The organism is Streptomyces sp. NPDC048504, assembly GCF_043200035.1.
GTDB lineage: Bacteria > Actinomycetota > Actinomycetes > Streptomycetales > Streptomycetaceae > Streptomyces.
The window spans coordinates 246,326-265,619 of record NZ_JBICXA010000013.1 but is presented as its reverse complement, the minus strand read 5'-3'; the positions used below and the strand labels follow the sequence as shown (position 1 = coordinate 265,619).

The 19,294-nt window shown below is 69.8% G+C and carries 17 protein-coding genes; 1 reads left to right on the top strand and 16 read right to left on the bottom strand.

Translation table 11 applies throughout. The features are described 5' to 3' along the window. Nucleotides 1-68: 68 nt before the first annotated feature. The 10 genes from lepB (ACGFY9_RS30500) to proS form a co-directional block, all read right to left on the bottom strand. The gene (gene lepB, locus ACGFY9_RS30500) at nucleotides 69-1,043 is read right to left on the bottom strand and encodes a signal peptidase I (protein WP_393759436.1); all 975 of its coding nucleotides are present in this window, start codon (nucleotides 1,041-1,043) and stop codon (nucleotides 69-71) included. Next, nucleotides 931-2,046 carry a signal peptidase I gene (gene lepB / locus ACGFY9_RS30495; RefSeq protein ID WP_393759434.1) on the bottom strand — a complete coding sequence of 372 codons (1,116 nt, stop codon included), beginning with the start codon at nucleotides 2,044-2,046 and terminating at the stop codon, nucleotides 931-933. Before lepB (ACGFY9_RS30495) ends, lepB (ACGFY9_RS30500) begins: the two co-directional genes overlap by 113 nt. Next, the gene (gene lepB, locus ACGFY9_RS30490; protein WP_393759433.1) at nucleotides 2,039-2,755 is read right to left on the bottom strand and encodes a signal peptidase I; all 717 of its coding nucleotides are present in this window, start codon (nucleotides 2,753-2,755) and stop codon (nucleotides 2,039-2,041) included. Before lepB (ACGFY9_RS30490) ends, lepB (ACGFY9_RS30495) begins: the two co-directional genes overlap by 8 nt. 45 nt (nucleotides 2,756-2,800) lie before the next feature. After that, nucleotides 2,801-3,151, bottom strand: a complete 351-nt coding sequence (gene rplS / locus ACGFY9_RS30485) for a 50S ribosomal protein L19 (protein ID WP_019058701.1) — start codon at nucleotides 3,149-3,151, stop codon at nucleotides 2,801-2,803. 133 nt (nucleotides 3,152-3,284) lie between these two features. Beyond that, nucleotides 3,285-4,118: a tRNA (guanosine(37)-N1)-methyltransferase TrmD gene (gene trmD / locus ACGFY9_RS30480; RefSeq protein WP_393759431.1), complete on the bottom strand. Its 834-nt coding sequence runs from the start codon at nucleotides 4,116-4,118 to the stop codon at nucleotides 3,285-3,287. Next, complete coding sequence (rimM, locus tag ACGFY9_RS30475; RefSeq protein WP_393759430.1) at nucleotides 4,118-4,663, bottom strand: ribosome maturation factor RimM; 546 nt, start codon at nucleotides 4,661-4,663, stop codon at nucleotides 4,118-4,120. Before rimM ends, trmD begins: the two co-directional genes overlap by 1 nt. Before the next feature lie 82 nt (nucleotides 4,664-4,745). Beyond that, entirely contained in the window at nucleotides 4,746-4,985 is a 240-nt protein-coding gene (locus ACGFY9_RS30470; RefSeq protein ID WP_005479813.1) for an RNA-binding protein, read from the bottom strand. A 2-nt stretch (nucleotides 4,986-4,987) separates the two neighbouring features. Continuing rightward, entirely contained in the window at nucleotides 4,988-5,407 is a 420-nt protein-coding gene (rpsP, locus tag ACGFY9_RS30465; RefSeq protein WP_393759428.1) for a 30S ribosomal protein S16, read from the bottom strand. Nucleotides 5,408-5,696: 289 nt separating this feature from the next. Beyond that, on the bottom strand, nucleotides 5,697-6,293 hold the full coding sequence (locus tag ACGFY9_RS30460; RefSeq protein ID WP_019058697.1) for a hypothetical protein: 597 nt from the start codon (nucleotides 6,291-6,293) through the stop codon (nucleotides 5,697-5,699). A 260-nt stretch (nucleotides 6,294-6,553) separates the two neighbouring features. Further along, complete coding sequence (gene proS, locus ACGFY9_RS30455; protein WP_393759426.1) at nucleotides 6,554-7,969, bottom strand: proline--tRNA ligase; 1,416 nt, start codon at nucleotides 7,967-7,969, stop codon at nucleotides 6,554-6,556. A 198-nt stretch (nucleotides 7,970-8,167) separates the two neighbouring features. On the opposite strand from proS, the gene ACGFY9_RS30450 reads away from it, so the two are divergent. Next, a complete protein-coding gene (locus ACGFY9_RS30450; RefSeq protein ID WP_393759424.1) occupies nucleotides 8,168-9,025 on the top strand; it encodes an SAM-dependent methyltransferase in 858 nt (285 codons plus the stop codon). 33 nt (nucleotides 9,026-9,058) lie between these two features. Here ACGFY9_RS30450 and ftsH read toward each other — a convergent pair whose 3' ends face one another. From ftsH to ACGFY9_RS30420, 6 genes are all read right to left on the bottom strand, one after another. Continuing rightward, nucleotides 9,059-10,996 carry an ATP-dependent zinc metalloprotease FtsH gene (gene ftsH, locus ACGFY9_RS30445; protein WP_393759422.1) on the bottom strand — a complete coding sequence of 646 codons (1,938 nt, stop codon included), beginning with the start codon at nucleotides 10,994-10,996 and terminating at the stop codon, nucleotides 9,059-9,061. A 123-nt stretch (nucleotides 10,997-11,119) separates the two neighbouring features. Beyond that, entirely contained in the window at nucleotides 11,120-12,673 is a 1,554-nt protein-coding gene (gene ffh / locus ACGFY9_RS30440) for a signal recognition particle protein (protein ID WP_393759420.1), read from the bottom strand. A 105-nt stretch (nucleotides 12,674-12,778) separates the two neighbouring features. Continuing rightward, on the bottom strand, nucleotides 12,779-15,229 hold the full coding sequence (locus ACGFY9_RS30435) for a [protein-PII] uridylyltransferase (protein WP_393759418.1): 2,451 nt from the start codon (nucleotides 15,227-15,229) through the stop codon (nucleotides 12,779-12,781). Between the two features lie 24 nt (nucleotides 15,230-15,253). After that, nucleotides 15,254-15,592 carry a P-II family nitrogen regulator gene (locus ACGFY9_RS30430; protein WP_003997576.1) on the bottom strand — a complete coding sequence of 113 codons (339 nt, stop codon included), beginning with the start codon at nucleotides 15,590-15,592 and terminating at the stop codon, nucleotides 15,254-15,256. After that, nucleotides 15,589-16,920, bottom strand: coding sequence for an ammonium transporter (locus ACGFY9_RS30425; protein WP_393759416.1), 1,332 nt, complete (start codon nucleotides 16,918-16,920; stop codon nucleotides 15,589-15,591). The genes ACGFY9_RS30430 and ACGFY9_RS30425 overlap by 4 nt, the downstream gene beginning before the upstream one ends. Before the next feature lie 506 nt (nucleotides 16,921-17,426). Further along, nucleotides 17,427-18,911: a hypothetical protein gene (locus tag ACGFY9_RS30420; protein WP_393759414.1), complete on the bottom strand. Its 1,485-nt coding sequence runs from the start codon at nucleotides 18,909-18,911 to the stop codon at nucleotides 17,427-17,429. Between the last annotated feature and the right edge of the window lie 383 nt (nucleotides 18,912-19,294).

The window sequence follows — 19,294 nt, the reverse complement described above, 5'->3', positions numbered from 1 at the left end:
CCTACCCGGCGGTACCGAGGGTGGTCAGCCCTTCCTCCGGGACCAAGGTCACAAGCTCTACAAGGCCTTTACTCGTCCTTGCCCGACCGCTTGCGACGCCACAGGACCAACGGCAGGACACCGACGAGGGCGAGGCCTTCCGGAGCGGCCGTCAGGAGACGCGAGGCCGAGGCCTGGGTGTTGATGCCCGCCTGGTCGAAGGTGTCCGGGATCGGCAGCGTGCCCCAGCGGTTGATGGGCCAGGCCTTGACGATCGCGCGGCCGACGACCTCCTTCACCGGGACCATGCCGTGGTGCTTGTCGGACTGGTTGTAGCGCGAGTCCCGCGAGTTCTGCCGGTGGTCGCCCATCACCCAGATGTCGCCCTTGGGGACCTTGACGGTGAACTGGCCGCCTTGGTCGTCGTTGGTGCACGGGGTGTTGCCGGGGTAGACGTACGGCTCGTTCAGCGCCTTGCCGTTGACCATCAGCGGGCCGGTGCCACTGCAGGAGACGGTGTCTCCGCCGACGCCGATGACCCGCTTGATGAGGTCCTTCTCCTGGGCGGACGGCATCAGACCGATCCAACTGAGCACGGTCTGCAGGGCGTTGGGGTTCGCCGCCGGCTCGCCCGCCAGCCAGTCGTCCGGGTCGTGGAAGACGACGACCTCGCCGCGCTCCGGCTCGGAGCCGAACCACGGGGTGAGCTTGTCGACCAGGACGCGGTCACCCTGCTGGAGGGTGTTCTGCATCGAGTCCGAGGGGATGGAGAACGCCTGCACCAGGAACGTCTTGATCAGCAGCGCGAGGACGAGCGCGATGACGACCAGGATCGGCAGCTCCTTCCAGAAGGAGCGCGGCTTCCTCGGCTGCGGGGTCGAGTCGCCCGGCCCCTGCTCCTCGGTGCGGGTCGCGTCACCCGGCGCCGTACCGTCCTCGTCCGGGCCGGAGTCACTCCCTGAGGTCACGGCGCTGTCCGCGGCCGGGGCGGGTGCTCCCACGGGACGTCCGTGGTGCTCCTCGCCGTCGTGTCCGGACCGTGCGCCAACCGCCACATCCCCCACGCCAACTCCTTACTCTGTGCCGCCGCCTGCCCCATCCTCGGCGCAGGCCCACCACTCCCATAACGAGCGGGAGTTCCGCAGGGCTCGGGAGTTGGACCGATCCGTTCGGATCGACCGGGGCAACCCTATGCGACAGTTCGGGACCGGCGGTCGTCCCCGACACGGAGTTGGAAACCGATGCGAAGGTTTTAGGTTCGTTCAGGCTGGTCCAGTGGCCCATGGGCCAGGCGATCACCTTCGCCCGCCCCACCACCGAACTGAGCGCGACCGTGCCTCCGTAGCTGGTGTTCTGGTGTGCGCGGGAGTCCGCAGAGTTGCCGCGGTGGTCGCCCATCACCCACAACCGTCCCTTGGGGACGGTGATGTCGAACGCCGTTTCGGACGGTGCGTTCCCGGGATACAGGTAGTCGCCCTCGGTCAGGGGGACGCCGTTGACGGTCACCCGCCCCTGCGCGTCACAGCACTTGACGTGGTCGCCGCCGACGCCGATGACCCGCTTGATGAGGTCCTTCTCGTTGTCGGACGGCAGCAGGCCGATGAACTGGAGGCCTTCCTTGACCTGCTTGACCACGATCGGGTCGTTCTTCTTGGTGGTCTGCTCGTCCGCGAGCCAGCCGCCCGGGTCGTGGAAGACGACGACGTCGCCGCGCTTGGGCTCGGAGCCGAACCACGGGGTGAACTTGTCGACCAGGACACGGTCGCCGATGCGGATCGTCTGCTCCATGGAGCCCGACGGGATCACGAACGCCTGGAGGAGGAAGGTCTTCAGGACGAGGGCTATGAGGACCGCGACACCGACCAGGAGAGGTATCTCCCGGACCGCGGAGCGCCGTCGGCGCCGCTTGACCTTGCGCTGGAGCTTGCGCCGCTCGGCCCGGCTGCGGCCGGCACCCCCGGCCGGGGCCAGCGCGCCCGCGCGCCGGAAACCGGTCGGCAGCAGGTTCTCGTTCCCGAAGGAGCCGCCCGGCGGCGTCGCACCGCGCGGCCTGCCGCGGTTACCCATGGGCGCCGTCCCCGGCGGGTACGCGCGCGTAGGCGTCGGGTCGGACGAGGTGGGTCCAGTGCCCGGCGGGCCAGACGACCCAGTCGGCTCGCCCGATGACGTCACCAACAGGAATCATGCCTCCGCCCGGGTCGCCCAGGTGGTCCCGGGAGTCACTTGAGTCGCCGCGGTGGTCACCGAGGACGAACAGCGTGCCGTCGGGCACGACCACGTCGAAAGCCACGGTGGACGGAGCGTCGCCGGGGTACAGGAACGCCGTCTCGTCGACCGACCGCCCGTTCACCTGGAGCCTCCCCTTCTCGTCGCAGCAGACCACGCGGTCTCCCCCCACACCCACAACGCGCTTGATGTAGTCGGCGTCCCCGAAATAGCCGGTTCCATCGAACACGACGATGTCGCCGCGCCGCGGATGAGCACCGAAACGGTACGCCAACTTATTTACGAGAACGCGGTCGCCGATCCTCAATCCGGATTCCATGGATCCGCTGGGAATCTGGAAAGGCTGCAGCAAGAAGGTGTTGAGCAGCAGCAGGAACACCAGACAGACCAGGGCAGTCAGGGTGATCCGGCCGCCGGGCAGCCACTCGGCGACCCGCGACACCAACGCGAAGCGCGACCGGTCCTCCGGCCCTCCGGTGTCCGAGGGATGCTCGGAGCCGGAAGGGCGGGAGGAGCGGTCGCGCTCCGTGTGCTGTGCTTCGGTGTCCATCGGAGCCAGATGTTATCCGGCCCCGATATGAACCCCGTATCAAGCTCAGTTGTCGCGCTTCTCCTTGATCTTCGCGGCCTTGCCGCGCAGGTCACGGAGGTAGTACAGCTTCGCGCGACGGACGTCACCACGGGTCACGAGCTCGATCTTCTCGACGATCGGGGTGTGCACCGGGAAGGTGCGCTCGACGCCGACGGAGAACGAGACCTTGCGGACCGTGAAGGTCTCGCGGACACCGGCGCCCTGGCGACGGATGACTACGCCCTTGAACTGCTGCACACGGGAGCGGTTGCCCTCGATGACGCGGACGTGGACGTTGACGGTGTCACCCGGGCGGAAGGCCGGGATGTCGGTGCGCAGCGAGGCGCCGTCGACGATGTCGAGCAGGTGGGACATTTCGTCTGCTTTCTTCATCGATGCCACAGGTCACCGACGGGAGATAGGTGTGGAGAAGGATGCTGTCCGTGTCGGGGCGCGCGTCATGTCCCCCTGTGGCAGGGGCGCACGCCGGACGACGCACAACAGCGACCTATTCTTCCACGCCGTCCGGCCTGCGCCAAAATCGGCCGTACGGCTCCCCCGCCGGGTCCGGTGACCAGCCCAGGATCGAGAGCATCTCGCGGTCCTTCTTGTCGAAGGTCTTGGGCTCGCAGCGCTCGATCAGGTCCGGGCGGTGGGCGGCCGTGCGCTTCAGCGCCTCGTCGCGCCGCCAGCGGGCGATCTTGCCGTGGTGGCCGCTGAGCAGCACGTCCGGAATCCCCTGGCCGCGCCACTGGGGCGGCTTGGTATAAATCGGCCCCTCCAGGAGGTTGGCCATGGCGCCGGGCGCGAAGGAGTCGTCGCGGTGGGACTCGGCGTTGCCCAGGACACCCGGCAGCAGCCGCGCCACGGCCTCCGTGACGACCAGGACGGCCGCCTCGCCGCCGGCGAGCACGTAGTCGCCGATGGACACCTCGTAGACCGGCATCCGCGTCGCGTACTCGTCGATGACCCGCCGGTCGATGCCTTCGTAGCGGGCGGGCGTGAAGACCAGCCACGGCCGCTCGGAGAGTTCTACGGCGAGTTCCTGGGTGAAGGGCCGGCCGCTGGGCGTGGGCACGACGAGCGCGGGCGTACCGGAGCCCGTCTCGTAGCCGTCGGCCAGGACGGAGTCCAGGGCGTCGCCCCAGGGCTCGGTCTTCATGACCATGCCGGGGCCGCCGCCGTAGGGGGTGTCGTCGACCGTGTTGTGGCGGTCATAGGTCCAGGAACGCAGATCATGCACGTGCACATTCAGCTGCCCACGCGCGCGTGCCTTGCCGACGAGGGAGACGTTCAGCGGTTCGAGGTACTCGGGGAAGATCGTGACGACGTCGAGCCTCATCACGCCTCCTCCTCCCGGGAGGACACGACCTCGGCCCGGTCGTCGATCAGTCCGGGCGGCGGGTCGATGACCGCGCGCTGCTCCTCCAGGTCGATCTCGACGACGATCGACTCGACGAACGGGATCATCACCTCGCTGCCGTCGGGACGCTCCACGATGAAGAGGTCCTGGGAGGGCAGGTGCGAGATCTCGGTGATCCGGCCGACCTCCTCGCCGTCCTTGGTGACGACGTCGAGGTCCATCAGTTGGTGGTCGTAGTACTCGTCCTCCTCCTCGGGCAGCTCCTCGGGATCGATCTCGGCGATCAGGAGGGTGTTGCGCAGGGCCTCGGCGCCGGTGCGGTCGCTGACGCCCTCGAAGCGCAGGAGGAGACGGCCACTGTGGACGCGGCCCGTCTCGATGGTCAGGGGGCCGGTGGAGGCGGGTTCGGTGGCCAGGACGGCGCCGGGCGCGAGCCTGAGCTCCGGCTCGTCGGTGCGTACCTCGACGGTGACCTCGCCCTTGATGCCGTGGGCACGGCCGATACGAGCGACTACCAGCTGCACTGTGCTTGATCTCCTGTAGTACGACGACGGGCCGGGGACGGCCCGCAGGCCCTCCCCGGCCCGAGCCGGTGTGCGATAAACGTCAGCGGACGTGGTCCACGTCGACAAGGTCGACGCGGACACCTCGGCCGCCGATGGCACCCACGACGGTGCGCAGAGCGCGAGCGGTGCGGCCGTTGCGGCCGATCACCTTGCCGAGGTCGTCGGGGTGCACCCGGACCTCCAGCACGCGCCCGCGACGCAGGTCGCGCGAGGCGACCTGCACATCGTCAGGGTTGTCGACGATGCCCTTCACGAGGTGCTCAAGAGCCTCCTCGAGCATGCTCAGGCCTCGGTCGACTCGGACTCGGCCGCAGCCTCGTCCTTCTTCTCAGCCTTCTTCTTCTGGGTGATCGCCTCACCCTTGCTCGCGTCGTCGCCACCGAGGGCGTCGAACACCGGACGCGCGGCCTTCGGCTCGGCCACGAGCAGCGGAGCCGGGGCCGGCAGGCCCTTGAACTTCTGCCAGTCGCCGGTGAGCTTCAGGATGGCGAGCACGGGCTCGGTCGGCTGCGCGCCGACACTCAGCCAGTACTGCGCACGGTCCGTGTCGACCTCGATGCGCGAGGGGTTCTGCACCGGGTGGTACAGACCGATCTCCTCGATGGCCCGGCCATCACGGCGGGTACGGGAGTCGGCGACGACGATGCGGTAGTGAGGCGAACGGATCTTGCCCAGACGCTTCAGCTTGATCTTGACTGCCACGGGAGTGGGTTCTCCTGGTTTTGACGTGGTTGGGCACGGCGAGATGGCCGCGTGGGGTTGCGGTACCCGAGTGCCCGATGGACGCGTCAGCCGGAGGCGAGAGGGTTCCTGTGCGGCTGTCGAGTACAGCTAGCCATTGTGCCACACCCAGGCGGCTCGTCCGACCGGGGAGCATGTCCCCGACGTGCTCCCGCCCACGCGGAAGCGACACCCGGCGCCGGGAGGTGACCGGCGCGGGTGTGCGCAACCCGCGGCCTGCGGGATGCGGCTGCCACGAGCAGCCGCGTCCTCAGGCCGCGCCCACGACCTCCGGGATGCGGAAGGGCTTGCCGCAGCCCCCGCACACGATCGGCGCCTGGGCCAGCACCGACGGGACGACCCGTACGTTACGGCCGCAGTCGCACACCGCCTTGACGCGGACGCCGCCACCGGACGAGCCGTGGCGGGCGGCCGGGCCGCGGAAGGTACGGGAGGTGTCGGCCGAGGTGGCGACGGTGTGGGCCTTGAGCGCGCGCTGGAGGCGCTCGATCGTCGGCCGGTAGCGCCGCTTCGCCTCGGGGTTGAGCTGGACCAGTGAGAAACCGCTGCTGGGATGCGGTTCGTCGGGGTGGTCCAGGCCCAGCTCCTCGGCGATCGCAAGGAATCTGCGGTTGTGGTAGCGGCCGGCGCGGGACGTGTCACGCACGCCGCGCGAAGCGGCGATGCCATGGACTGCCTCATGGAGCAGTCGCTCGAAGGAGAGCTCGTGTCCGCAGGCGGACGACGACTCTCCGATCAGGGACTCGGGCGCGGCCAGATCGGGCAGTTCGGGGTGGTACCGCTGAATATCGGCCCACGCCTCTGCCAGCTCTGCGGCGAGAACAGGTGGTGTCTGTGTCGTGCTCACGTAATGACAACGAGCCGGAGTGCCTCTGTGTTCCGATTCCGGGGCATCCCAAATAATTTGCACGTACCCGTCAGTTGCCGCTGATGCGTCCGGAGGAGGGCGGGTGCGCTGATCTGCGGAGAAGCCTCACAGCTCATACCAAGCTGGTGCGTAGTCCTCCGTACGACCCGGCGCGTAGACGGTGTCCGCACGCCGGGGTAGCCGCACTCCGCCGTTGCGCAAGAGGCGTTTCGGTCGCTCTCCCGCCGGAGGGGCGCTCCTCAGTAGGCGCGCGCGACGACCGCGACGTTACCGGGCGCCTTGTCGTCGTCCGGCACCGACCCGTCCTCCGCGACCAGACACCGTACGGTCACCGCGTGCTCGGCCAGCTCGGCCTCGCCTTCCTCACCGAGCGTGGCCCACGGGATGCGCGCCCAGCCGCCGGCGGTCGCGGCCTCGACGGCCTCCGCGATCGTCGACACCTCGGAGGTGCGGGACTCGCGGCGCTCGCGGGACTGCCTCAGCAGCAGCGCCTGATCCTCCTCCAGGACTACGGGGAGCAGCTCTACGAGGGAGTCGATCGCCACCGGCTCCTTGCCTCCGGGGATGCGGCGGGCCAGCATCGCCGTGCCGTTCTCCAGGTCACGGGGTCCGACCTCGATTCGTACGGGGACGCCCTTCAGCTCCCAGTCGACGGCGCGGCGCCCGAAGGGAACGTCCGTGCGGTCGTCGACGCGGACGCGCACACCCGCCGCCTTCAGCCGGGCGCCGATCTCGCGGACCTTGGCCAGAACCGCCTCGTCGCCCTTGATCGCGAGGACGACGACCTGGATGTGCGCCAGCCGCGGCGGCACCCGGAGTCCGTCGTCGTCGCCGTGCATCATCACCAGAGCGCCGATCATGCGCGTGGTGGAGCCCCAGGAGGTCTGCCAGACCAGCTCCTGCTTGCCTTCCTTGGACAGGTACTGCGTGTTGAAGGCCTTCGCGAAGTTCTGGCCCAGCTCGTGACTGGTCGCCATCTGCAGCGCCTTGCCGTCGCCCATCATCCCTTCCAGGGTGAGGGTGTTGATCGCGCCCGCGAACCGCTCCTTGACCGTCTTGCGGCCCGGGATGACGTCCATCGCGAGGACGTTGACCATGAAGTCCTCGTAGACCTGACGGTGGATGTGCGCGGCGAAGTCGCGCGCCTCCTCGTAGGTCGCGTGCGCCGTGTGGCCCTCCTGCCAGAGGAACTCGCTCGTGCGCAGGAACAGGCGGGGGCGCAGCTCCCAACGGACCACGTTCGCCCACTGGTTGATCAGCAGGGGCAGGTCGCGGTAGCTCTGCACCCACTTCGAGAAGTACTCGTTGATGATCATCTCGGAGGTGGGCCGGACGACCGCGGGCTCCTCCAGCTCCTTGCCGCCGCCGTGCGTGACCACGGCCAACTCGGGCGCGAAGCCCTCGACATGGTCGGCCTCGCGGGCGAGGTAGGACTGCGGGATCAGCAGCGGGAAGTAGGCGTTCTCGGTGCCCGTGTCCTTGATGCGGGCGTCCATCTCGGCCTGCATCCGCTCCCAGAGGCCGTACCCGTACGGTCGGATCACCATGGAGCCGCGCACCGGGCCGTTGTCGGCCAGCTCGGCCTTGCTGATCAGATCCTGGTACCAGCGGGGGAAATCGTCCGCCCGCGGTGTGAGTACGGGTGCCTTGGCCATGGCGAGATCGTACGGGCCCACATTGCCGTCATGTGAATTCTCGCCACTCCCACAGGGAAGCCACAAGCCGGGCCCCACAACCCCTGGACGCCGTAGCGAGTGCGGAGTTTGCTGGCATACGGGGGAAGTGCGGGCGCACATCACGGGGGCCTCGGAAACGGGCACGGCCACAACTCTCGGCGGATTGGGGCGCTTTCGATGACACCTACGCTCGTGCGGCAGTACCTGCCACATACGGGGCCCGTGCCCCGTGTGGACCTGGGTGCACGCGCGCGTGACTGGTCCGAGATCCAGGAGCGGATGCTGGTGCCGCTCTACGAAGCGGTCTACGAGCGACTGGAAGTGGGATCCGGCACCCGGCTGCTCGGCCTCGGCTGCGGTTCCGGGCTCGCCCTGCTGATGGCGGCCTCCAGAGGCGCGACGGTCACCGGTGTCGAGCGCTTCTCCCCCGAACGCCTGGCCCTCGCCCGCGAGAGGCTCCTGCCGACCGCATGGAGCCCACGCGCGCGTGCGCACACCCGGCTCGTCTACGGCTCCCCCAGGGACGCGGCCGACGCGGAGACGCCCCCGTACACCCTGGTGACCGCCTTCGAGCCCATCGGGTGTCTCGCGGGCGACTCGGAGGGGCTCGGCGACACGCTGACCGCCGCGACACCGCTCGCCGCGCGCGGGACGCCCGTGGTGCTGGTGGGCTGGGGTCCGCCGGAGCGCTGCGCGACCTCGTCCGTGCTGCGGGTGGCCACCCGGCTGGCGGACCCGCTGCGCGGCACGGGCAGCCCGCGCCCGGTCCTGCGCGACGACCTGGAGGAGGTCGCCCACCGCGCGGGCCTCAGGCCGGACGGCTCGGGGAGGGTGGCCTGCCCCTTCGGGTACGCCGACGTCGAGAGTGCCGTACGGGGGCTGCTGTCGACCGGGCTCTTCGACGCGGCGATCGTCGCGACGGACCAGGCGCAGGTCGACAAGGAGTTGACGGAGGCGTTGCATCCGTATCGTCGGCAGGACGGCACGGTGTGGATGCCGAACGTCTTCCGGTATCTGATCGCGCGTACGACCTGAGGATGACTCAGCGCGCCTACGACCTCAGGATGACTACGGCTCTTCCTTGAAGAGGCGCGTGACGCCCGCGATCCGGTACGCGTCCGTCTCCTCCAGCGTCTCGTTCTCCAGGAGTGCCTCGGCGAGCGCGTCCAACTGGCCGCGGTGGTCGCGGAGTTTGCTGATGGCCTCGTCGTAGCACTCGTCGACGATGCGGCGCATCTCGTGGTCGATCACGTCCAGGGTCTGCGGTGCCGCCGAGAGGCCGTAGGCCTGCTGGGCGTCGCCCGGGAGGGCGGAGAGGCGGCCGACGCGTTCGCTCATGCCCCAGCGGGCGACCATGCCGCGCGCGATGTTGGTGACCTGTTCGAGGTCGTTCTCGGCGCCGGTGGTGATCACGCCGTAGACGACCTGTTCCGCGGCCATGCCGCCTAGGGCGCCGATGATGCGGCCGCGCAGGTACTCCTCGGTGTACGCGTACCTGTCCGCGTCCGGCGTCGAGAGCGTGACGCCGAGGGCCCTTCCGCGCGGGACGATGGTGATCTTGCGGACGGGGTCGGCGCCGGGCTGGAGCATGCCGAGGAGGGCGTGGCCGCTCTCGTGGTAGGCGGTGCGGCGGCGTTCCTCCTCGGGCATCACCAGCGGGCGTTCCGCGCCCAGTTGGACCTTCTCCAGGGCCTCCGAGAGGTCGGACTGGGTGACCTCGCTCTGCTTGCGCTTGACCGCGAGGAGGGCCGCTTCGTTGGCGAGGTTGGCGAGTTCGGCGCCGGTCATGCCCGGCGTCGTCCGGGCGACCTGGGCGAGGTTCACGTCCTTCGCGAGCGGGATCTCGCGGGTGTGGATCTCCAGGATCGCCTCGCGGCCACCCCGGTCCGGGGGCGAGACCACGACCACCCGGTCGAAGCGGCCGGGGCGGGTGAGGGCTGGGTCCAGGACGTCGGCGCGGTTGGTGGCCGCGATGACGATGACGCCCTCGGAGCCGGAGAAGCCGTCCATCTCGGTGAGGATCTGGTTCAGGGTCTGCTCGCGCTCGTCGTGACCGCCCATGCCGGAGCCGCCGCCGCGGGCCCGGCCGATGGTGTCGATCTCGTCGATGAAGATGATCGAGGGGGCCACCTTGCGGGCCTCCGCGAACAGTTCACGCACGCGTGAGGCACCGACACCGACGATCATCTCGATGAACTCGGAGGCCGAGGCCGAGAAGAACGGCACCCCCGCCTCCCCCGCGACAGCTCGCGCGAGCAGCGTCTTTCCGGTGCCGGGCGGGCCCGCGAGCAGCACCCCCCGGGGCATCTTGGCGCCCATCTTGCGGTATTCGTCGGGGTTCTTGAGGAAGTCGACGACGTCGTTCAGCTCACCCTCGACCTCGTCGATGCCGGCGACGTCCTCGAACGTCGTGCGCTGCTTGCCCGGCTCCAGCTCGACCGGCTTCGGCGGGGCCTTGCGGCCGAGCATGCCGCCCGCGCCGCCGAGTCCCGAGCTCATCCGGCGCGCGATGAAGAGCCAGAGGACGACCAGGAGCAGCATCGGGGCCAGCGAGATCAGAAGATTGGCCAGAAAGCTGCGGTGCTGGACGACCGGTTCCGCCGTGACGGTGACGTTGTGCTTGGTCAGGTCCTCCCAGAGCTGGTCGTCCGCGAAGGTCGGCCGCTCGGTGTCGAACTTGGTGTACTTGCCGTCGCCGCCCGGGTTCTTCTGCTCCTTCTTGAGCTGGCCCTGGATCGCGTTGCCCTTGGCGTAGATCTTGGTGACGTTGCCCGCGTCGACCTGCTTGCTGAACTCCGTGTAGGAGATGGTCGGTTCGTCGCCCTCGTTGAAGAACGACAGGATGAGGTTCGCGACCAGGTACACGACCAGCGCGGTGAGGATCAGGCTCCACCAGCCGCCGCGCATCTTCTTCCCGCCCGGCGACGGCTTCGGGGGCTCGTCGGGGGTGCCCTCGGTACGCCAGGGCTGATCGGGGGACTTGCGCGGCGGCGCGGGGTTGGTCATACCGGCAAGTTACGACACGCGCCAGGCGTCGGCACGCCCAGCATGCGCCGAGGGCGCCCCTCCAAAGAAGGGCGCCCTCGGCGACGTAGAAGACGGGCTGTCAGCCCATGAACCTTCTCAAGCTCAGCCCATGAACTTCTTGAACTCGTCCGGCAGCTCGAAGTCCTTGCCGCCCTGCTCGGGCAGTCCGAACGCGTTGCCGCCCTGGGCCGCGCCGGCCTCGCGGCGCTTGGCCTCTTCCAGCTCCTGCTGCTTGCGCTTCATCGGGTTGCCGGAGCGCTGCTTGCCCTTGGCCTGCTTGGGCTGCTTCTTGGTGCGGCCGGGGCCGCCGCCCATACCCGGCATCCCCGGCATGCCGGGCATCCCGCCGCCCTGCGCCATACGGGACATCATCTTGCGAGCCTCGAAGAACCGCTCGACCAGGCCCTTCACGGCGCTGACCTCGACGCCGGAGCCCTTGGCGATACGGGCGCGGCGCGAGCCGTTGATGATGGTCGGCTCGGCGCGCTCGGCCGGGGTCATCGACTTGATGATCGCGGCCGTACGGTCGACGTCCCGCTCGTCCAGGTTGTTGATCTGGTCCTTGATCTGGCCCATGCCGGGGAGCATGCCGAGCAGCTTGCTGATGCTGCCCATCTTCCTGACCTGTTCCATCTGGGACAGGAAGTCGTCGAGGGTGAAGTCCTGGCCCTTCTTGGACGCCAGCTTCGAGGCCATCTTCTCGGCCTCTTCTTGGCTGAACGTCTTCTCCGCCTGCTCGATCAGGGTGAGCAGGTCACCCATGTCGAGGATGCGGGAGGCCATCCGGTCCGGGTGGAAGGCGTCGAAGTCGTCGAGCTTCTCGCCGTTCGACGCGAACATGATCGGCTTGCCGGTGACGGACGCGATCGACAGGGCCGCACCACCGCGGGCGTCGCCGTCGAGCTTGGAGAGCACCACACCGTCGAAGCCAACGCCGTCGCGGAAGGACTCGGCGGTGTTGACCGCGTCCTGGCCGATCATCGCGTCGACGACGAAGAGGATCTCGTCCGGCGAGACCGCGTCACGGATGTCCGCGGCCTGCTGCATCAGCTCCTGGTCGATGCCGAGGCGCCCCGCGGTGTCCACGATCACGATGTCGTGGACCTTGGACTTGGCGAACTCGATGGAGTCCTTGGCGACCTTGACCGGATCACCGACGCCGTTGCCCGGCTCAGGCGCGTAGACCGCGACTCCGGCGCGCTCGGCGACGACGCTCAGCTGGTTCACCGCGTTCGGGCGCTGGAGGTCGGCGGCGACGAGCAGCGGCGAGTGCCCCTGGTCCTTGAGCCACTTGCCGAGCTTGCCCGCGAGGGTCGTCTTACCGGCACCCTGCAGACCCGCGAGCATGATCACGGTCGGCGGGTTCTTGGCGAAGCGCAGGCGCCGGGTCTCGCCGCCGAGGATCGTGACGAGTTCGTCGTTGACGATCTTCAGGACCTGCTGGGCCGGGTTCAGTGCCTTGTTGACGTCGGCGCCGAGGGCGCGCTCCTTGACGTTCTTGATGAACGTACGGACGACGGGCAGGGCCACGTCCGCTTCGAGGAGGGCGATCCGGATCTCGCGCGCGGTGGCGTCGATGTCCGCCTCGCTCAGACGCCCCTTGCCACGCAAATTCTTGAAGGTCGCTGAGAGGCGGTCGGAGAGAGTATCGAACACGGCGGCGTCGGTCCTCGGAGTCGGGGGCAGTGTGAGCGTCTTCCAGGGTATCCGGCCGCGCAAGCGAATCGTCCCCGCCTGCGGGGTCGGAAAGCCGGAACGGGCTCACGCCCGCAAGGTCTCCTCCAGCTTCCGCGCCGCCGCGGCCGCCTCGTCCGTCGGCAGGGGCACGCCCTCGGCGGTGGTCACGTAAAAGGCGTCGACCGCGTTGGACCCCAGGGTCGAGACGTGCATGCTCCGCACCCGCACCCCCACGTCGTCGAGGGCCCGCCCGATCCGGTGCAGCAGCCCGGGGGCGTCATGCGCGCGCACTTCGATGACCGTCGCGTGCCGGGAGGCGGCCGGGGCGACCGTCACCCGGGCCGGCGGGGCCACGACACCCCGGCGGCGCGGATACGCGGCGTCGCGCTCGGCGAGGCGGCCCGCGATGTCCAGCGAACCGTCCAGGGCGCGTACGAGATCGGCGCGCAGCCGGGCGGCCTGGGGCAGGGAGCCGTACTCGGCGGCGACCCGCCAGTTGAGCAGGAGCACCGAGCCCTCCACGCCGTCCGGCAGGTCGAGCGCGCGCAGCTCCGCCGTGCGGACCGTCAGGCGGTGCATCGCCAGGACGCCGGCCACCGCGGGGAGCACGCCCGGCTGGTCGGGGACGGCGATCAGGAGTTCCACACCGAGCGGTTCGGGGTCGCCCGCGGGCTCGTCCTCGGTCGGGGGTTCGGTCTGGGCGCGCAGGGCGAGGACCGGGCCACCGGTCGCCACCGCCTCGATCGCGAGTCGTTCCTGTTCGGCGGTGGCCGCGCCCGCCTCGGGCTCCTCGGGGGCGTCCCCGGAGAGGACGGCGGCGACCCGCTTCACCAGGTCGGTGACGAGACCGGCCCGCCAGGACGACCAGGCGGCCGGTCCGGTGGCCAGCGCGTCCGCCTCGGTCAGCGCGTGCAGCAGCTCCAGGGTGCTCGTCGTCCCGACCGCCTCGGCGACCGAGCGGACCGTCGCCGGGTCCTCCAGGTCACGCCGGGTGGCCGTCTCGATGAGCAGCAGGTGATGACGTACGAGGGTCGCGAGTACGGCGACCTCCGCGCGGTCGAAGCCGATGCGGGCGGCCACGTCCTTGGCGATGATCTCGCCGGCCACGGAGTGGTCGCCGGGCCAGCCCTTGCCGATGTCGTGCAGCAGCGCGGCGACCAGCAGCAGGTCGGGGCGGCTGACGCGGCGGGCGAACTCCGAGGCGCGGACGGCGGTTTCGATGAGGTGCCGGTCGACGGTCCAGATGTGCACGGCGTTGCGCTGCGGGCGGCAGCGCACCCGCTCCCAGTCGGGGAGAAGGCGCGTGATCAGGCCCTCGGCCTCCAGCGCCTCCCACACGTCCACCGTGGGCTGCCCGGAACCGAGCAGCGTCACGAGCTGCTCGCGCGCCTCGGCGGGCCAGGGCGTGGGCAGCGGGCGCACGGTCGCGGCGAGGCGCCGTACGGCGTGCAGCGAGAGCGGAAGCCCAGCCTGCGCGGCGGCAGCGGCGGCGCGCAGCGGGAGGACGGGGTCGCGCTCGGGGCGCGCGGCGCGGGCGAGCACCACCTCGCCGTCCTGTTCTACGACCCCTTCGGCGAGCGGGGAGCGCTCGGTGGCGGGTTTCGCGCCCCCGCCGAGCATGGCGCGCAGCCTCGGCCGCACGGCGCGGGACCGCAGCACGCGCCCCACTTCACGCCAGGTGACATCACTGGCGTACGACACGACGCGTGCCGCTTCGTAGACCTGCCGGAGCAGGGTGTCCGCGTCGAGGAGGCCCAGCTCGGCGGCGACCTGGTCCTGCTCCTGGAGTGCGAGCCGGTCGGTCGCGCGGCCGGTGGTGAGGTGCAGGGCGTCGCGCACGTCGAGGAGCCGGCGGCGGGCGTCGGCGAGGCCTTCGCGCGGGGCGTCGGCGAGCCAGGAGGCGGCTACGGCGCGCAGGGCGGTGGCGTCGCGGAGGCCGCCGCGGGCCTCCTTGAGGTCGGGTTCGAGGAGGTACTGCAACTCGCCCTGGCGCTCAGCGCGTTCGGCGCAGAGTTCCTGGAGTTCGGGGAGGCGCTTGGGCGCCTGGTTGCGCCAGTCGGCGAGGACGGCCGTCCGCAGGGAGGCGGTGAGGCCGAGGTCGCCGGCGATGTGGCGGGCGTCGAGGAGACCGAGCTGGACCTTGAGGTCCTCGCCGGCGGTCTTGCGGGCCTCCGCTGGCGTACGGACGGAGTGGTCGAGGGCGAGGCCGAGGTCCCAGACCGGGTACCAGATGCGGTCGGCCAGCGCGGCGACCGCGCCGGAGTCGCTGCCGTCGTGCAGGAGGAGCAGGTCGAGGTCGCTGCGCGGGGAGAGTTCGCCGCGGCCGTAGCCGCCGACCGCGACCAGGGAGACGCCCTTGAGTGCCTCGGAGCCGGCCGTGAAGAGGCCGGTCAGCCAGTCGTCGGTCAGTTCGGCGAGGGCAGCACGGCGCGGCGGCCCGGACCGCACCCCCTCAGTGAGGAGGCGCAGCCGGGCCGCCGCGTAGCCGCTGGGTCCGGAGTCCTCTGCATCCTTGCGCACGTCCGTACTCGTCACCCAGCGACTCCTGTTCGTTTCTTTTTAGAGCGCGTCCGGACCGCGCTCGCCGGTCCTGACCCGGACGGCCGTTTCGACCGGGAGGGACCAGACCTTGCCGTCACCGATCTTGCCGGTGCGGGCGGCCTTCACGATGACGTCGATCAGCTGCTCGGCGTCGTCGTCCTCGGCAAGCACCTCGATGCGGATCTTGGGGACCAGGTCGACCGTGTACTCGGCGCCCCGGTAGACCTCGGTGTGTCCCCGCTGACGACCGTAGCCGCTCGCTTCGGTGACCGTCAGACCGTGGACCCCGAAGGCCTGCAGGGCTTCCTTGATCTCGTCGAGCCGGTGGGGCTTCACGACGGCGGTGATGAGCTTCATGCGTCCACCTTCTTCGTCTCCGGGGCGGCCAGGGCGGAGCTGCCGATGCCACCGCCGGCGCCGCTGAAGTCGTATGCGGTCTCGGCGTGCTCGGCCTGGTCGATGCCGGCGACCTCTTCGTCCTCGGTGACCCGCATACCGATGGTCTTGTCGATGAGGAAGGCGAGGACCGCGGAGGCGACCAGGGAGTAGCCGAGGACCGCGCCGACACCGGCGAACTGCTTCCACAGCTGGGTGAAGGAGTGGTCGCCGTAGAAGACGCCGGTCGCGGCGGACTGGCCCTTGCCGGTGGCGAAGAAGCCGATGAGCAGGGAGCCGAGGATACCGCCGACCATGTGGACGCCGACGACGTCGAGGGAGTCGTCGATGTTGAACCGGTACTTCAGGCCGACGGCCGCGGCGCAGCCGACACCGGCGATGGCGCCGACGGCGATCGCGCCGAGCGGGGAGACCGCACCACCGGACGGGGTGATCGCGACCAGACCGGCGACGGCACCCGAGGCCGCGCCGAGCGTGGTGAACGCGCCGTGCCGGATCTTCTCGTAGGCGAGCCAGGCGAGCATGGCGGCGGCGGTGGCGACCTGGGTGTTGACGAACATCAGCGCGCCGACGCCGTCGTCGTTGCCGAGCCACGAACCGGCGTTGAAGCCGAACCAGCCGAACCACAGCAGACCGCAGCCGAGCATGACCAGCGGAAGGCTGTGCGGACGCATGGGGTCACGCTTGAAGCCGACGCGCTTGCCGATGACCAGGATGACGCCGAGGGCGCCGGCACCGGCGTTGATGTGGACCGCCGTACCGCCGGCGAAGTCGATCACACCGAGCTTGTAGGCCCAGCCGTCGGCGCCCCATACCCAGTGGGCGACCGGGACGTAGACGACCGTGAGCCACAGGGCGACGAAGAGCGCCCAGGCGGAGAACTTGACGCGGTCGGCGATGGCACCGCTTATCAGGGCGGGCGTGATGACGGCGAACATCATCTGGAAGACCATGAACACGAAGATCGGGATGGTGTAGCCGGGCCAGAGGTCAGTCAGTCCGACGTCGCTCATGCCCAGCCAGTGGGAGTCGTAGCCGATGAAGCCGTTGCTCGAACCGAAGGCGAGCGAGAAGCCGTACAGCACCCACAGGATGGTGACGATCCCGATGCTGATGAAGCTCATCATCAGCATGTTCAGGGTGCTCTTGACGCGGACCATGCCTCCATAGAAGAAGGCGAGTCCCGGTGTCATGAGCAGCACCAGGGCAGAACAGATCAGCATGAAGCCTGTGTTCGCGGAGGACAGTTTGGGTGCCTCAGCGGCAAGCGTGATGGCGGCTGATGCCATCGGCGTCTCCTCGTCGGTTGTACGGCCCCGTGCGGGCGAAGCCTGGATGCGGTCCGGTCAAGGCGGGGGGTCCGGTTATGCGCCCTGAGATTGGCGCAGCGCGGTTTCCGTCGAAGCCCCTCGATGTTTCACCGGGGTGACGAAGGCGCCGTGCGTGTTACGCGTCGATGAACCGCCGGATCTCCGGCCGCGCGATCGTTATCGTGGCGCAACCTTTTCCGACGGCCGGAAACCGGCCGGGCCCCGCCCTCCGCCGACCTGGCACGGGGGCGCCGGGGCACGGGGCCCAGCCCCCTTCGGCGCTCTCCCGCGGCCCGCTCGGCAGCCTCGCGGCGAGGCCGACGTTTCCGGCCGTCCCGCCGGCACCGCGCACCGTCGCGCGGCCGGTCTTTCGAATACGAGTCCCAAGGACGGGACCGGCCGCGGTCGGCCCTCCGAATGACCTGGCATGGGGGAGCCGAGTCGGGCGGTTCGGGAGGGCCGGCCGCGGCCGGGGCTTGGGGTGATCAGACCGCTTCGGCGGTCTCCGGCAGCTCGATCGCGAGCCGGTCGGTGAGGTCGACGACTTCGGCCAGATCCCCGAAGTCACGGACCGCCGTGTCGACGGTCTTTCGAATACGAGTGTTGACGCGCTCGGAGCGCACCTTCTTGGCGACGGTCATCGCCTCCGTCGCCAGCACCGCGCTCTGCTCGGGCTCCCGCTGCAGGAGGTGCACGGTGGCCATGCCGATGAGATTGAGTGCGTACGACCGCTGGTGCACCTCGTCCTTGGCGAAGAGGTCCACCGCCCGCTGCATGACGGGCTCGGCCAGCGAGGCGTAGGCGGGGCTGCGGCCGGCGACGTAGGCGAGGTCGCGATAGGAGTGCGAGTTCTCGCCGTACAGCTCGGCCTCGGAGAAGAAACGGATCCAGTCCGGGTCCGGGTCGTCCCAGTCGTGTACGTCCCCGAAGGTGTCCTCGGCCATCCGGACGGCCCGCTTGCACTTACCGGGCTGCCCCATGTTGGCGTACGCGCGGGCCTCCATCGCATACAGCATCGACTGGGTGCGCGGGCTCGCGCAGTCCCGGCTGCCGTACTGCGCGAGGTGGATCAGCTCCAGCGCGTCGTCGGGCCGCCCGAGGTGGATCATCTGCCGGCTCATGCTGGACAGGACGTACGACCCGAGCGGCTTGTCGCCCGCCTCCTTGGCGGCGTGCAGGGCGAGGACGAAGTACTTCTGGGCGGTGGGCTGGAGCCCCACGTCGTACGACATCCACCCGGCCAGCTCGGCGAGTTCGGCGGCGACCTTGAACAACTTGCGGTTGGTGGACTCCGGTTGGGGCTCCTGGAGCAGGTCGGTCACCTCGTGCAGCTGCCCTACGACCGCCTTGCGGCGCAGGCCGCCGCCGCACTGGGCGTCCCACTTGCGGAACATCGCCGTGGTGGACTCCAGCAGCTCCAACTCGGGCCGGGAGAGCCGCCCTTGATGCCGGGAGGCACTCGCGGGCTCGGGCTCCGGCTGGTGGGCGGAGGGGCCGGGGACCAGCCAGCGCTGCATGGGCTCGATGAGGGACGGTCCCGCGGACAGGGCCAGCGAGGCCCCGAGGAAGCCGCGGCGGGCCAGCATGAGGTCGCTGCGGGAGAACTCGCTGAGCAGGGCCACCGTCTGCGGGGCCGTCCACGGCAGGTCGACGCCGGACACGGAGGGTGCCTGGCGGGCCGCGCGCAGGCCCAGGTCCTCGACCGAGACGACACAGCCGAAGCGCTCCGAGAACAGCTCCGAGAGGATCCTCGGGATCGGCTCGCGCGGGTTCTCGCCGTCCAGCCAGCGGCGCACCCGCGAGGTGTCCGTGGAGATGTGGTTGGCCCCCAACTGCCGCGCCCGGCGGTTCACTTGACGCGCCAGCTCACCCTTGGACCAGCCGCTGCGCACGAACCACGAGCCGAGCAGCTCATTGGGGCGCTTGTCCGTACTGGCCGCGGTTGTCGCGCTTCCGCCGTTGCCGCCCACTGGAACGCCCCCATCCCTGGAACCACTTGTCGCCGCTGTGCGCCAAGCCCTATCAGAATGCCGGTAAATACGGCTTCCCGTCCCGCACTTGTCACCCTTCGAACGAGATGACGAGTTGCCTCCGGCATACCCACAAGCGCATGTGCCCCGAGGACTTGTGCACTCAAAGTAATCCTACGATCACCCGTCCAGCCACGGCGATCCCGGAAACGCCACCATTCGCCACCCCTTCGAATGAACCTACGGTTGCCCGCGCACGATTCACTTGACATAGGACGGCCGAAGGTGGGCGTAGCGGTGCACGCAGGGGCGCGCACTGTCCAGCGCACCACCCGAGGCACTCCCGGACGCTGCCTGGACCACGCGGCACGGGGCAGGCGTGA